We start from the raw sequence: 14,555 nt of genomic DNA on the forward strand, positions 1-14,555 counted from the left end.
GACCGGTTACTTGAGCAGCCGGCCTACGAGTTTCACGCAGTCCGCCGCATCCTTAGAATAACCGTCGGCACCGATTTCGTCGGCAAAACTGGGAGTTACAGCAGCCCCTCCGATGATGATTTTACCGTCATAATGGCGTTTGACGGCTTCGGCAATGACATCTTTCATGTGCATCATCGTCGTCGTCATGAGCGCCGACAGGCCGACGACAGCCGCTTTGGCCGACAGCGCTTTTTCAATGATGGCCGATGCCGGGACATCCTTGCCCAGGTCGATGACTTCATAGCCGTAGTTGCGCAGCATGAGGGCTACCAGATTTTTGCCTATATCGTGGACGTCGCCTTCTACGGTTGCCACGACGATGGTAGGCAGTTTTTCACTACTGCTGCGCTGTATCATCGGTTCCAGATGATGGATAGCCGTTTCCATGGCGGCTGCGCTGGCGATGAGCTGGGGCAGGAAATAATACTGGTCATTGTAGAGCTGGCCTACTGTATTGATGGCCGGGATGAGAAGCTGGTTGATGATGTCTTCCGGACCCGTCCCCTTGTGAAGTTCTTCTTTCGTACAAGAGATGATCGTGTCCTTTTCCCCGTTCAGGACGGCCTGGTATACGGGGTTCCCATTGACCGGAGAACCGGCCTGCTTTGTACTGCCTTCCGGCTGGACGGAAGGACCCGCAGGGGGAACCGGCGGCTGATGCTGCCGCTTTTCCTCTTCTTTCTTTTCCACATAGCGGATGCGCCGGATATAGGCCAGATCACTGCCGGCACGGTTCATCAGCATGTTGGCTGCCGCAGCGGCATTCATGAGCAGGTCCTGTCCAGGATTGGCAATGGCCATGGTAAGTCCGCTGGCAATCGCCATGGACAAAAATGTCATATTGGCATAAATCCGTCCCGGAAGGCCGAAGGAAATGTTGGACAGACCGCAGACCGTCGGTATCTGCAATTCGTCGTGGCAGTAGCGGAACGTGGCCAGGCAGTCGAGAGCCGCCGTCGGCAGTGCCCCTACGGCACCGACGAGGCCATCGACGATTATGTCTTCCCGGGCAAGGCCGGCTGCTTCTGCCTGTCTGATAAGGGACCGGATAATGTCATGCTTTTCTTCAACCGATTTGGGAAGGCCGGCGTCCGATACGGGCAGGGCAATGAACATGGCCCCGTATTTTTTAGCCGCCTTCAGCAGGCGCTGGCACTTTTTCCCTTCCAGAGAAATCGAATTGATGAGAGCCCGGCCGGGATAGATGCGCAGGGCCGCTTCAATGACTTCCGGGAAACTGGAGTCGATGCACAGGGGCAGCCCCGTAACAGCCGTCACTTCATAGACAGCCCGTATCATCATATCCTTTTCATCGATGCCATTGGTTCCCATGTTGATGTCGAGGACGGCGGCACCGTCTTTTTCCTGCTGCCGGGCAAAGGACCGGACCATGGCCATGCTGCCGGCGCGCAGTTCGGCCTGCAGTTTTTTCTTTCCCGTCGGATTGATGCGTTTACCAATGACCTGGAACGGGCCGTCCAGGGTGATTTCCACGACGCTCCGTTCGGATGCCAGGGCGCGCTTTTTCACTGCCGATACAGGCTGGGGACGCATATCCCGGACGGCATCATGGAGGGCCCGGATATGATCCACCGTCGTGCCACAGCAGCCGCCGATGATGCGGGCGCCGGCTTCGACGAGCAGACGGGCATCACGGGCAAATTCTTCCGGCGTCGTCTGATAGACCGTTTTCCCATCGACGATTTCCGGAAGGCCCGCATTGGGCTTGGCTATGAGCGGCACCGTCGCGTAGCGGTACATGGCCCGGATCCGTTCCACCATATCCAGCGGGCCGGTGGAACAATTGGTGCCAATAGCATCGACGCCCAGTTCCTGCAGGACGACGACGGCCGCTTCCGGCGGCGTCCCATAGAGCGTCCGGCCGTCTGCTTCAAAGGTGAGAGTTGCCATGACAGGAAGGTCACATACTTCACGGATAGCCAGTACGGCAGCCCGCGTTTCCTGCAGGCTCATCATCGTTTCGACGATGAATACATCACAGCCCGCTTCATATAAGGCGCGGGCCTGTTCTTTATATACGTCAACCAATTCTTCAAAAGTCAGCGTTCCCATGGGATAGAGCTGCTGGCCGGTCATGGTCATGTCGCCGGCGACCAGGGCCTTGTCCCCTACGGCTTCTTTGGATAGCTGCACCAGCCGGGTATTAATTTCTATCAGCCGGTCTTCCAGGCCGTATTCGGCCAGCTTGATGCGGTTGCCCGTAAAAGTCGGCGCATAGACCAGGCGGGAACCGGCCTCTACGAACTGGCGCTGCAGGTCCTGTATGGCCTGCGGATGTTCCATAATCCATAGTTCCGGGCAGACGCCGACGGGCATGCCGGCTTTCTGCAGGTTGGTACCAGTGGCACCGTCAAGGATAAAAACACCTTGTTCCAATAACTGTCTGAATTCATCTCGTGTCATCATCTATCTCCCCATATCTATCATATCGTTCCATCGGTAAAATCCATATGCTGTATGTATAATGATTGGAAATCCGCCGTATTTCCCAGGACGACTTCCCTTCCCTTCTGAATGAACGATGTCATCCGTTCTACGGCTCTGCCATCGGTCAGGGCCTGTACGGCCCCCAGCAGAGACGTATTGCCGGCAGCACGGGTCCTGGCTGCCCACGACGGCGGGATGAGTCCCATAGAGGCGGCTGCTTCCGGCTTAAGATAATAGCCGAATCCGCCGGCCAGCCAGATTGTCTTCACATCGTCTTCGCGCAGGCCGGCTGTCTTAAGAAGGACGGATATACCGGCCCGGATAGCGCTTTTTGCCATCTGTATCTGGCGGATATCACGCTGGGTAAGCACGACAGGCGTGCCGTCTGCTCCCTGAGCCAGAGGAAATCCCTCTGTAAACCACGGCTCCCTGAGCGTCCCGTGCCGGTCCACGATTCCATGCTCTACCATGCCTGCCATGGCTTCTATCACGCCGGTACCACACAGTCCACGGGGGGAAATATCGCCGATCGTACGGACTACCGGTCCGGATCCATTCCATGTCACACTGCAGACAGCTCCGGGAACGCTGCTCATGCCACAGCGCAGCTGTCCGCCTTCAAGGGCCGGCCCGGCTGCCGTGGAAGCGACAAAAATGCCATCGCCATTTCCCAGTGCCATTTCCCCGTTGGTCCCCAAATCGAGGAACAGGCTGTTCGTATTGCTCTGGTCCATAGAGCAGGCAATGAGCCCCGAGGCAATATCGGCCCCCACATAGGTACTAAAGCCGGGAAGTATGGTAAGCATACAGGAATCGGGAAGTACCCTGCCAAATAGTTCCGCTGCCGGCAGGGTGACTCCTCCTAGCGATACGGGCTGGAACGGCCAGCTTCCCAGCCCCTTACAGGACCATCCCATGAGGAGATGCTCCATGGTCGTATTCCCGGCCAGGGTCATGCGCCGCAGCTGCTGCCTCATTCCGGGATACGGAGCCAGCAGCTTATGCAGCACTTCTTCTATGCTGTCCATAGCCAGCTTCTGCAACTCGTCAGCCTGTCCGTCACAAGCGGCAGCAATGCGGCTGACAACGTCGGCACCAAAAGTGCGCTGGCGGTTAACGGCGCTTGCCGAATCCAGTACAGTCCCATCGGAAAGGGATACGAGTGATGAGGCTATGGTCGTCGAACCGAGGTCAACGGCCAGGCCATAGTCTCCGCTGGTCCGGACGGCAGCGGCCGCCTTCTCCTGATGGAGGCCGGTCATCTGTCCTTCCCGATGTACGGGCAGACGCACCCGGACCGGTGCGGCAGGAACGGCCTGACAAGCCAGGCGCCAGCCGTCTTTCAGCTCTTCTCCGGAATAAAAATTCCGGTCGGCCGGCGTGACGGGAAGATCCCCTTCGACGAGCTGGATACCACAGCGCCCGCACGTGCCCTTGCCACCGCACAGGGCAGGAAGCTCTCCCTGCCCACGCAGGGAAACGGCCAGATTCTGTCCGGCAGGACAGGTGTATTCCTGAAAGGCCGGACTGGCAGAAACAACGGTTTCTGTTCCGTACGGCTGTTGCCGGAGCCGGCAGTCCCTGTGGGCGCACTGCCGGCAGTCATGGCCGGCATGGAATTCTTCAGGGTCCGGACTCACGGAAAAAACAAGACTCAGCGACTTTTCCGGAACGACCATATAGTCCGGCGTCATGGTCAGTCCCAGCGTACGCCGGGCAGCCAGGCAGTCATAGGCACGCTGCTGCCACGGGAGTGGCAGGTCCGTCCCGATTTCATACCGCCGGGAGATGCCACACCCTTTTTCCCGGCAAAAAGACCGGAGAGCCTGCTGCAGTTCTTCTTCAAAGGAAAACAGGCTGCTGTCTGCCATGGCGTTTAAGAGCAGGGCTGCTGCGGCATCGCCCTCTTCGCGAAGGCGGCCGGTATACGCCGTAATGGCTCCTCCCAGCGTCATCATGGCATATATCCAGGTTTTACCCTCATCCTCTTTCATGGCAAAAGCCCCTTTGGGACGGATGATGCGGCGCAGGACCGGTATTCGTTCCATTACATCTTTTTTTGTCCGGTCCCAGGCATCACTGCCTGACCGGCATCCCAGGAGGCGCAATGTCTGGTCCGGGTTGAACCGGGTCGTATGCCCTGTAATAATGCGGATATCGCTCATGGTCCTGCTCCCTTTCATTAGTATCACATTCTATAGGATATGTTCTCTCTATCATATACTGAATACGACTCTTACACAAGAGATTTCTAAAACCACACAGGAAAAAGCCGTACAGGCAGGAGTCGTCTGTACGGCCTTTCCATTGGGATATGGGAGATAAAGGTATATGAAACTGAAAGCGTCATGCCTTGGGCTGCAAGACCCTTTCAGCGCGGGTATCATGAGTTTTCCCCTCGGTGCTATTAAAAAAGCCTTCTCGTTCCCATCAGGAAGAGAAGGCTTCATTGCCCCGGATATATCATTCATGAGGATCAACTCATGGCCATATAATATCACCATATATAAAATATGTCAATTGTTTTTAGTGAACGTACCCCCGTCTATAGAGGCGGGGGCTTCCTGCTTCAACGAGAACAGCACCACTGACTCTGAAGAGTTGTGGCGACTTACACTCTCTCCACAGGCGTAAGTTTCCGTGCGACCCACGGTACTTTATGCGTTATGTCAGGCAGATATTCGCCTAGCTTCTTCTCGTATATTTATCGCAGCGTTCTTATCTCGGTTATGGTGACTGCCACATTTAGGACAATCCCATTCCCTTACAGATAAGTCCTTAGTTGCATCGTTTTGGAAGCCACAAACATGACATAGCTGACTGCTTGGATACCACTTGTCTACCTTTACAAGCTGTTTTCCTTGCCATGCTAATTTGTATTCCAATATATTTGTGAACATATTCCAGCCATTATCTGCTACGGACTTACCAAAACTGAATTTACCGCCTTTCTTGCGTTTAGCCATCGCCTTGACGCTGATATCCTCAATACCTATGGCATCATAGTGGTCTACCAAGTAGCGGGCTTTTTTGTGCAGGAAGTCGCGGCGTTGATTGGCAATTTTCTCATGAAGCACAGCTACGCGAAGCCTTTGCTTTTCACGATTGTGGCTTCCTTTTTGCCTTTTGGATAGTTTTCTTTGTGCTTGAGCCAATCTCTTCTCGGTTTTACGCAAAAAGTTTGGATAATTCGCATCATCTTCGTCAGAAGCAACATATAGACCGTGCATGGCAAAATCAAGCCCAAGAAATTTCTTCGGCATTATAGGGAGTATTTGGTTTTCGTACTCCACCAAAATACTGATATAGAATTTTCCTGAAGGTGTTCTGCTTATGGTAACGGTCTTTATCGTGCTGTTTTCCATCAGGGGACGATGCAGACATAATTTTACCCAACCAACTTTAGGCAATTTAACCTTATTTCCTTCTAATCGGACAGAGCCTTTCTGATTGTTCGTAGAATATGAGCAGTGGCCTGTCTTCTTAGACTTGAAGTGCGGTTTGCCAAAATGTTTTCGGTTGCGAAAAAAATTGTTATATGCCTTGTTCAGGTTCATCTGTGCATTGGCAAGAGCAAGACTGTCCACTTCTTTCAGCCAAGGGAATTCTTCCTTGTACTGTGCAGGAGTATTATTCAGTTTCTTACCGGTTTCCTTATAGTAATCAAGGCGGTCTCCAAGCATCTTGTTATAGATGAATCGGACACAGCCGAAAGTCTTGGCAAACATAATTTTTTGTTCAGCCGTTGGATAGAGCCTGTATCGGTATGCCTTATTCACTATAATCTCACCTGCCTTGATGTTCTATGTATTCACAATTTACGCCTAACCTCTGGAAAATCTTTTTTGATCAGCCTAGAGCTGGCACTTTTATAAGCATTGATGAATTTTGATAGTTCTGTATAGAGAATACTTTGCGGCGATACTTTACCACCAAAACAAGATGGTAATAGAGCAAGAATACTGAATGGTTATTGCTATCCAATTTCATAGTATAATCAATTCTTTCTCATATACGACTAATTATACTACAGAACTATCTACAGAACTATCTACAGAACTATCTACAGAACTATCTACAGAGCAATGGTATGGCTCAATTACTTACGTAAATTCGCCATACCCGCCTTCATCCCCCACCTAAGAGGTGGAGGACTTCTGGCGGATTAGGTTAAATTGTTTACATATGAGGCAATATATATTAAAAATCATTACATTGCCATCAAGTATATCCTTTATTTTTCAAGCAGAAAAGCCCGGTCTGCCGAAGGAGAAGGCAGTCAGTCAGGCTTTTCCTGTGATATAGGGTTAGATAGGTATCAATATTATGTAGACGGCCGGTGAGACGTTTCATCGTTTTCTTTTGATGATACATCCGATGATTCTTCCGGTTTCGTCTGTGACGTATCGGTCTGTTCTGACGATGAGTCATCGTCTTTCCGGACTTCTGCCCGGAACTCCCGCAGGCTCGTTCCCAGCGCCTTTCCCAGGCCGGCAACTTTTTTGCCTCCAAAGAGGACGACGACAATGAGTAAAATCAGGATAAGTTCTTGTGTTCCCAGATGCATAACAGTCTCCTTTCTTATACAGGCAGGATGCCCATGAGTCCCAGTACGAGGCCCAGGACGCCCGATCCGATGAGGACTTTGATGACGCCGATTTTACGGCGGATAGCCATCAGCGCCAGGATGAGGACGAGGATGGCAGCCGGACTGAAAGCCCCAAAGTCTTCCGGCACCGATTCAGTGCTCCACACGGCGAGCCAGACAAAGCTGAGGCTGGCCGCACAGATCAGTCCGACGACAGCCGGGCGCAATCCGTTCAATACGCCGCGGATGGGACCGATATTGCCGTATTTGAAGAACACCCGGGCCAGGATGATTCCCAGAATCAGGGACGGAGCGACAAATCCGGCCGTCGCACAGACAGCACCGCCGAGACCGGCGATTTTCGTCCCGGCAAAGGTAGCCGCATTGATGCCAATCGGGCCGGGTGTCATTTGTGAAATGGTGAATATATCGACAAATTCACTCATAGACAGCCAGTGGAAGGTATCGACCACCGATGCCTGGATGAGCGGCATGGAAGCATAACCGCCGCCGACACAGAAAATGCCGACTTTGCAGAATTCCCAGAATAATTGCCAGTAAATCATGATCTATCTCCCCCTTTTTAATCATACCTGGCATCACGCATACATAACAGCCCGATGATGCCATCGATGAGGACCAGATACATGAGGTTCACGTCGAAGACGACATTGGCAATGAACGTAGCGGCAATGATGACCAGCGGCAGGACGAGCTTTTTTTTGCACTGCTTCATCAGCAGATTGATGCCTACATTGACCATGAGGGCTGTAGCACCGCACTGCATGCCCCGCAGGATCATCTTGACTATCTGGCTCTGGATAAAGAAATCATAGCAGTAAGAAATAATGGTCAAGGTAATGAGCGGCGGCAGCACCGTCGCAATGAGGGCGGTCAGTGTACCGGCGATACCGGCCATGCGGTATCCCAGGATGATGGCACTGTTACAGGCAATGACACCGGGCATGGACTGGGCAATGGCGACCATATCCAGCGTTTCTTTGTCGCTGATCCAGTGGTATTCATCGACGTATTTGGCCTTGAGAAGGGGCACGATGACATAGCCGCCGCCAACGGTAAAGGCACTAATAATAAATGTGGATTTAAATAAGACCCAGAAAAAATGGGCATCCCGGCGGGGATGTTCCAATGTGGTTTCTTCTTCCATCGGTAGTTCCTCCTTTATCAGACAGGTGCAATTGTTTCCTCGTTTCTATCTGGAATTATACCAGCATTCGTGCTATATTAAAAATATAATTTTAATTTAGCAAATATATATTTTTCATATAGTAAGGAAGGGGTATCCATGGATTTACGACAACTCCGGTATTTCGTCGCCGTCGTCGAGGAAGGACAGATTACGGCAGCGGCCCGGCAGCTTCATATGGCACAGCCGCCACTATCCCAGCAGATACAGTTACTGGAAAAAGAGCTGGAAGTAGATTTGTTTATCCGGGAGCACCGTCACATGGAACTGACGGAAGCGGGAAAACTGCTCTATGAACGGGCCCGGCAGATCCTGAATCTCAGCGATTCGGCCAGGCGGGAAATCCGCGATTTCAGGCAGGGCCTCAAAGGAACGCTGCACATCGGTACCGTATCGAGCTCAGGCAGTGTCATCCTCAGTTCGGCTATGCGCGATTTTCATCAGAAGCATGAAAGCGTTCATTTCGAAATTTATGATGGCAATACCTTTGAGGTCATCGATATGCTGCACAAGGGCCTGGTTGAAATCGGCATTGTCCGCACGCCGTTCAAGGCCGGATCTTTCCATTGTAAAATACTCAACGAAGAGCCGATGGTGGCCGCACTGCCCCGGGAACTGGACTGGTGTCCCGACCGGACTCATATTACCCTCCGGGAACTCAATCAGAAACCGCTCATCATCTACCGGCGCTTCAACCAGCTCCTTCAGGATATCTGCACCAGCCAGGATATGAATCCCGTATTTTTCTGCCGCAACGACGATGCCCGTACGACCATCCTCTGGGCCAACGCCGGTCTGGGCATCGCCGTTACGCCCGCTTCTGCCGTACATCTGGCAGCCCACGATAACCTGAGCGTGAAAATTATCGACGAACCGTCCCTGCGCACGCGCATTGCCGCCATCTGGCCCAAAGGACGATACCTGTCCAGTTTGGGAGAAAGTTTTATTCAGGCATTGCAATTATAGCTTGCCTTATGTGGATATTTTTGGTATACTTTATACATAATAAATAATCGTTATTTATTACATATTCATGATGAGGTGATACCATGGAAAAAACAGTACAGCAGATGTTCGCCAAACGTCGTACGAATTATACATTGGGAAAGGATGTCACCCTGCCCCAGGAAGAAATCACGGCCCGCATCGAAGCGGTCGTCCGGGAAGTCCCGTCGGCTTTCAATATGCAGTCCGGCCGCATTATCATTGCCTACGGCAGTGCTCATGACAAAATATGGCAGATAACCAAAGACACCCTCCGGGCGGTCGTACCGGCCGAAGCATTTGCCAATACGGAAAAGAAAATCGATTCCTTTGCTGCCGCTTACGGCACCATCCTCTATTATGACGATACGGATGTCGTGAAAAAGCTGCAGGAACAGTTTCCCCTGTATGCCGCCAACTTCCCTACATGGGCCCAGCAGGCCAACGGCATGATGCAGTATGCCCTGTGGACACTCTTTGCCAATATGGGCCTGGCTGCCAACCTGCAGCACTACAACCCGCTCATCGACGAAGCCCTGGCCAGTGAATTCGACGTACCGGCCTCGTGGCAGCTCATCGCCCAGATGCCCTTCGGCCAGCCTCTGAGCCAGCCGGGACCGATTGAAAAACTGCCCATCGACGAACGGGTCAAAATCGTATTTTAATATATAAAGACATACCAGCGCAGAAAAGACTGCCTTGAATCGGATTCAGACCGTTACCCAGGAAACACGGCGACGGGAATCTGATGAAGGCAGTCTTTTTTTATCCGGAAGGCTCATTTCCTTTAAAAACCACTCAGAACCACACCGGTTTCGGGTCCTCGTTGTGATAGGTGCGGTAGAGCCAGAAACTGGCCGCCAGGAGGATAGCCGACATAACGAAGAAGATAGATTTCATACCCCACCAGGTCGCAAGAGCTCCTCCCAGAAGAGGGCCGGCCATGGAGCCGAGCTGCTGGGCCGTAAACAGCAGACCGTAAATACGTCCTTTGAAATCTGGCGGCGTATGCTGGGCCATGATGGCGTTGAGAGCCGGATTGATGCCGGAAAAGCAGAGGCCGATGGTGAACTGAGTCACGGAAAAGGCTGCCAGCGTATTGGGAAGGCCCTGCAGGGCTTCTCCCATAGCGGTGACAAAAATCGACACGGTGAGGATGCGGATAAAGCCTTTCTTCTGCCCTGCCTTTCCCCACAGCGGCGCGGCGATGGCACCGGAAACACCGGACAGGGAAATGACGAATCCTGTCGTAAGGGCCAGATTGGGAATATCACCGGCCAGACTGGTGATATACGTAGACAGGACGGGCTGGAGGATGAAAATGACCATCTGGATCAGTGCTCCGCATACCAGCATATTGCGCAGGAGGGGCTGGCGCAATACGTCCAGCTGGGACAGGTGGCGCGTCTTTCCGGCTTCGTCCTTTTCCGGATCGGGCGGCTCCTTGATGAAGAAGATGAACATGAGGCCGTTTATAAAGAGGAAAAAGGCGGCGATAAAGAAAGAAAAGCGCATGCCGAACAAATCGGACAGGATGCCCCCAAACAGCGGTCCCAGGACGCTGCCGGCCGTCATGACCCCCTGCATGGTCCCCAGGCAGAACCCAAGCTTGTCTTCGGGAGCATAGAGTGTCATAATGGCCAGATCCATAGGCCACAATCCGTAGGCAAACCCCTGGAGGAGCCGCATGAGTGTCAGCTGTTCCGGTGAGGTGACCAGGCCGCCGCAGAAATAGCTGAGCGACAAAAACAGACAGGACCGGATAGCCATAGGCTTTTTTCCGTGGGCATCAGCCAGCTTTCCCCAGATGGGTGCCATGATGGTACTGACCAGAAAAGTGGAGGAAAATACAATGCCCGACCAGAGGTGGACATCTCCCGGCAGAACGCCCAATTCGTCCGTGAGATAGATTGGCAGGAAGGGAATGAGCATCGTATAGCTGAATGACATAAAGAGGATGTTGCAGGTCAGAATAGCCAGAACGACTTTCCAATTCATAAAATCCCCTCTTTTCTGCCAGCGTATCAGGACTGGCGCGTCAGTGTATAAATCAGGGCATTGCAGATAGCCGCGGCGACGTTGCTGCCGCCTTTGCGTCCCAGGGCCGTGATGTACGGGACGCCGGCTTTCATGATTTCTTCTTTGGCATAGACGACGTTGACGAATCCTACCGGCACGGCAATGATCAGGTCCGGATTGATCCGTCCGGATTCTATGAGCTCTTTCAGGCGCAATAAGGCCGTAGGCGCATTACCGACGGCGATGATCAGGGGACCGGTGAGCTTTGCCGCTTTATCCATCGATGCCTGCGCCCGCGTCGTCCCCTGTTCTCTGGCCGCCTGTGCTACATCACTGTCGGCCATGTAACATACTTTGCCGGCTCCCAGTTTGTTTAGTCCCGGCGCACTGATGCCCATACAGGCCATATTCGTATCGGTGACGATCGTACAGCCATGCTTCAGCGCTTCCAGTCCGCGCCGGACGGCGCTGGGACTGAAGCGCAGGTTCCGTACATAGTCAAAATCGGCCGTCGTATGGACGACGCGCTTGATGATGTCTTTTTCATCGGGAGGCAGGATGATGTCCCCCAGTTCCTCTTCTATGATTTCCATACTGCGCCGTTCGATATCAGCCGGCAGGATGTGTTCTACTTTCATCGCATTCGTTCCTTTCTGAATTGGCGGCAGGCCCCGATAAAGCGGGATGCACAGTCCGGACAGCCGCTGAAATGAATGTGGGGATACCCGGCAAATAGCCGCCCACTGGCCACAATAGCCGGCCACTGGCGGCTGCTCCCGGCCTTATAAGCGGTACAGGACGAACCGGAAGCCGTACTACCGGAATAGTGAAATTCATGGGCCGTCAGGGTTTTACCACGGGGCAGCAGCAAGGTGTCGGTCCGGGCTTCCAGGGTCACATAGCCAAAATGGCGCAGGCCGCCTGTCATATAGGTTTCGCCGGAAATGACGCCAGCCCAGGGAAGCAGCTGCCCGTCCTGGCAGCGGTAATAGTCATGGAGATACATGAATCCCCCGCATTCGGCCAGACAGGGCATGCCCTGCCTGATGGCCTGCCGGATTGATGCGGACATGCTCCCATTGCGGCTCAGATTCTGTGCATACAGCTCCGGATAGCCGCCACCCAGATAGAGGCCGTCACAATCGGGCAGGCTTCCATCGTGGAGCGGACTGAAGGGAATCAGCTCCGCCCCGTACGACCGTAAGGTATCCAGACTGTCTTCATAGTAGAAGCAGAATGCCTCATCCCGGGCGATGGCCAGACGCACCGTATCAGCCGGAGCCGCCATGTCCGGTTCTTTCCAGGAAAGGGGCGGCGCCGTCCGGGCCAGTCCCATCATAGCACTCCAATCCAGGCTCATTCTTCCTGCATCCCCTAATTTCCGCAGTATATCCTGTAAATCGGCGATTTCAGAAGCCGTCACCAATCCCAGATGACGGCTGGAAAAGGTACAGTCCGGCATGTCCGGCAGATAACCCAGCGACCGGAGTCCCGATTCCCCTTCCCAGGCACGGCGGTAACGGGCATACACCATGGGTTTTACCCGGTTGACTATGAAACCGGCAATCCGGCTGTCTTTGCGGAATGCCGCCATCCCTTTGAGAACCGCCGCCAGTGTCAGGGCACTGCCCCGGCCATCGACGACGAGTACGACCGGCGTTCCCGTCGCAGAAGCCAGTTCATAGGCACTGGCTTCACTGCCCATACCGATACCGTCGTAATACCCCATGGCTCCTTCCAGTATGGCAATCTCCTTTTGTCTGCCATGCCGCCCGAGAATGCGGCAGGCCGTATCCCGGCCCGGTTCGTTCCGTCCCAGGAGGAACAGATCGAGATTATACGACGGCGTATCCAGTACGCGCCTATGGAACATGGGGTCGATATAATCGGGACCACTTTTAAAGGCGGCGGCCTGACAGGAACGCCGGCGCAGCAGTTCCAGGAGTGTACAGACGACGGTCGTCTTGCCACTGCCACTGCTGGCAGCGGCAACCATGAGTCGTGGCAGGTCCGTTATAGGCATGACGAACTCCTTTCTCCGCCCGGGACGGGATCATAGGCGGCTGTCATAATATACACGGGATTCTGGGCCATCATCATATGGCTGCTGCCTACACGACGGGACCGGGCCGTCATGACCTGGGTGATATCCAGCGTATAGTCCGGTCGGCCTGCATAATACGCCGTGACCGCCGCCAGTGTTTCTACAGTGATAGCCGTCATGACGATGCGGCAGGCCCGGTTCTTGCGGTATATTTCATCCAGTATAGCCGGTATATTCCCCTTCGTCCCGCCAATAAAGGCATATTCCGGCGCATCTGCCACACTGGGCAGTGTCCGGGCGGCATTCCCGGGAACGACGGTCACGTTGGACAAGGCAAACCGGTCTATATTGGCTGTAAGGACAGACAGGACTTCTTCATCGATTTCAAAGGCAAAGATTTCCCCCGCCGGTGCCAGCAGTGCCAGTTCCACCGTACAGGAACCGGTGCCGGCTCCGATATCATAAATAACGGCCTGGGGAAACGGCGCCAGACGGGACAGGGCAATACTGCGGATTTCCTGCTTGGTCATAGGCGCCTTGCCGCGGATAAAAGACTCGTCGGGAAGGCCGTGGACCGGACGCTGCCAGGGCCGGGCCTTATCGTTCCAGATCATCATGACGGCCAGCGAGCCCTCTTCCTTCAGCACGGCCAGTTCTTCTGCCGTGCCCCTGGCTACGTGTTCATCTTCATAAGACAGTCGGTATCCCACGGCAACCCGGGCCTGTCCCAGACCAGCATGACAGAGCATGCGGCACAAGGCGGCCGGCGTGTCACTGCCACCGGTAAGGCAGAATACCTTCCCATGATGGCGCACGGCTTCTGTCAGGGAATCGCGGCGGCCATGGCGGCTGACAATATAGGTATCATGCCAGTTCGTCTGCAGGAGAGCGGCGAAATACACCAGACTGCTGATGCCGGGTATGCGGACGATATGACAGTCCGGCAAGTCCCGGATGAGAGACGCCAGACTGTAAAACCCGACGTCGCCCGATACGAGGACAGCCATAGGGCCGCCGTCCGGAAGGAGAGACAGGGCCAGCTCATATATTTCATCTTTTTTATACGTATATACGAGTCGTTTGCCCGCTGCCGCATACGGCTCCACCATGCGCCGGTCTCCCACCAGGACCGGGCAGGCTGCAATAGCAGAACGGGCCCGGTCTGTCAGATATTCCGGATTTCCCGGACCGATACCGATGACATAGACATCCATCATTTCTTC

Annotated in this window: 12 protein-coding genes and 1 pseudogene; 2 read left to right on the top strand and 11 right to left on the bottom strand. The window is 53.9% G+C overall.

Annotated elements, in window-relative coordinates; translation table 11 throughout:
* Positions 1-6: 6 nt before the first annotated feature.
* From ACGTIC_RS09055 to ACGTIC_RS09085, 7 genes and pseudogenes are all read right to left on the bottom strand, one after another.
* Complete coding sequence (locus ACGTIC_RS09055; RefSeq protein ID WP_394522246.1) at positions 7-2,469, bottom strand: homocysteine S-methyltransferase family protein; 2,463 nt, start codon at positions 2,467-2,469, stop codon at positions 7-9.
* 17 nt (positions 2,470-2,486) lie between these two features.
* The gene (locus ACGTIC_RS09060; RefSeq protein ID WP_162816247.1) at positions 2,487-4,655 is read right to left on the bottom strand and encodes an ASKHA domain-containing protein; all 2,169 of its coding nucleotides are present in this window, start codon (positions 4,653-4,655) and stop codon (positions 2,487-2,489) included.
* A gap of 504 nt (positions 4,656-5,159) precedes the next feature.
* Positions 5,160-6,269 carry an IS200/IS605 family element RNA-guided endonuclease TnpB gene (tnpB, locus tag ACGTIC_RS09065; protein WP_394542126.1) on the bottom strand — a complete coding sequence of 370 codons (1,110 nt, stop codon included), beginning with the start codon at positions 6,267-6,269 and terminating at the stop codon, positions 5,160-5,162.
* 35 nt (positions 6,270-6,304) lie between these two features.
* Positions 6,305-6,480 (bottom strand): annotated as a pseudogene (locus ACGTIC_RS09070) (IS200/IS605 family transposase); the annotation flags it as partial.
* 334 nt (positions 6,481-6,814) lie between these two features.
* Positions 6,815-7,057 (bottom strand): twin-arginine translocase TatA/TatE family subunit, encoded by a 243-nt coding sequence (locus ACGTIC_RS09075; RefSeq protein WP_113855858.1) that lies wholly within the window; start codon positions 7,055-7,057, stop codon positions 6,815-6,817.
* Positions 7,058-7,071: 14 nt separating this feature from the next.
* A complete protein-coding gene (locus tag ACGTIC_RS09080) occupies positions 7,072-7,644 on the bottom strand; it encodes a chromate transporter (protein WP_113855857.1) in 573 nt (190 codons plus the stop codon).
* Between the two features lie 17 nt (positions 7,645-7,661).
* Positions 7,662-8,246 carry a chromate transporter gene (locus ACGTIC_RS09085; protein ID WP_059075817.1) on the bottom strand — a complete coding sequence of 195 codons (585 nt, stop codon included), beginning with the start codon at positions 8,244-8,246 and terminating at the stop codon, positions 7,662-7,664.
* A gap of 138 nt (positions 8,247-8,384) precedes the next feature.
* Between ACGTIC_RS09085 and ACGTIC_RS09090 the strand changes: the two genes are divergently transcribed.
* Together ACGTIC_RS09090 and ACGTIC_RS09095 are read left to right on the top strand one after the other, a co-directional pair.
* A complete protein-coding gene (locus ACGTIC_RS09090; RefSeq protein ID WP_059075816.1) occupies positions 8,385-9,251 on the top strand; it encodes a LysR family transcriptional regulator in 867 nt (288 codons plus the stop codon).
* Between the two features lie 83 nt (positions 9,252-9,334).
* Positions 9,335-9,934 carry a nitroreductase family protein gene (locus ACGTIC_RS09095; protein WP_059075815.1) on the top strand — a complete coding sequence of 200 codons (600 nt, stop codon included), beginning with the start codon at positions 9,335-9,337 and terminating at the stop codon, positions 9,932-9,934.
* A gap of 133 nt (positions 9,935-10,067) precedes the next feature.
* On the opposite strand, the gene ACGTIC_RS09100 is transcribed toward ACGTIC_RS09095, so the two are convergent.
* From ACGTIC_RS09100 to cbiE, 4 genes are read right to left on the bottom strand one after another with little or no spacing between them, the layout of a single operon-like run.
* Positions 10,068-11,267: an MFS transporter gene (locus ACGTIC_RS09100; RefSeq protein ID WP_113855856.1), complete on the bottom strand. Its 1,200-nt coding sequence runs from the start codon at positions 11,265-11,267 to the stop codon at positions 10,068-10,070.
* 26 nt (positions 11,268-11,293) lie between these two features.
* A complete protein-coding gene (locus ACGTIC_RS09105) occupies positions 11,294-11,926 on the bottom strand; it encodes a precorrin-8X methylmutase (RefSeq protein WP_113855855.1) in 633 nt (210 codons plus the stop codon).
* Positions 11,923-13,311, bottom strand: a complete 1,389-nt coding sequence (locus ACGTIC_RS09110) for a cobyrinate a,c-diamide synthase (protein WP_113855854.1) — start codon at positions 13,309-13,311, stop codon at positions 11,923-11,925. The genes ACGTIC_RS09105 and ACGTIC_RS09110 overlap by 4 nt, the downstream gene beginning before the upstream one ends.
* A complete protein-coding gene (cbiE, locus tag ACGTIC_RS09115; protein ID WP_257536502.1) occupies positions 13,302-14,549 on the bottom strand; it encodes a precorrin-6y C5,15-methyltransferase (decarboxylating) subunit CbiE in 1,248 nt (415 codons plus the stop codon). Before cbiE ends, ACGTIC_RS09110 begins: the two co-directional genes overlap by 10 nt.
* Positions 14,550-14,555 lie beyond the last annotated feature (6 nt).

It is taken from the genome of Megasphaera hexanoica (assembly GCF_043520715.1).
Classification (GTDB): Bacteria; Bacillota; Negativicutes; order Veillonellales; family Megasphaeraceae; genus Megasphaera; species Megasphaera hexanoica.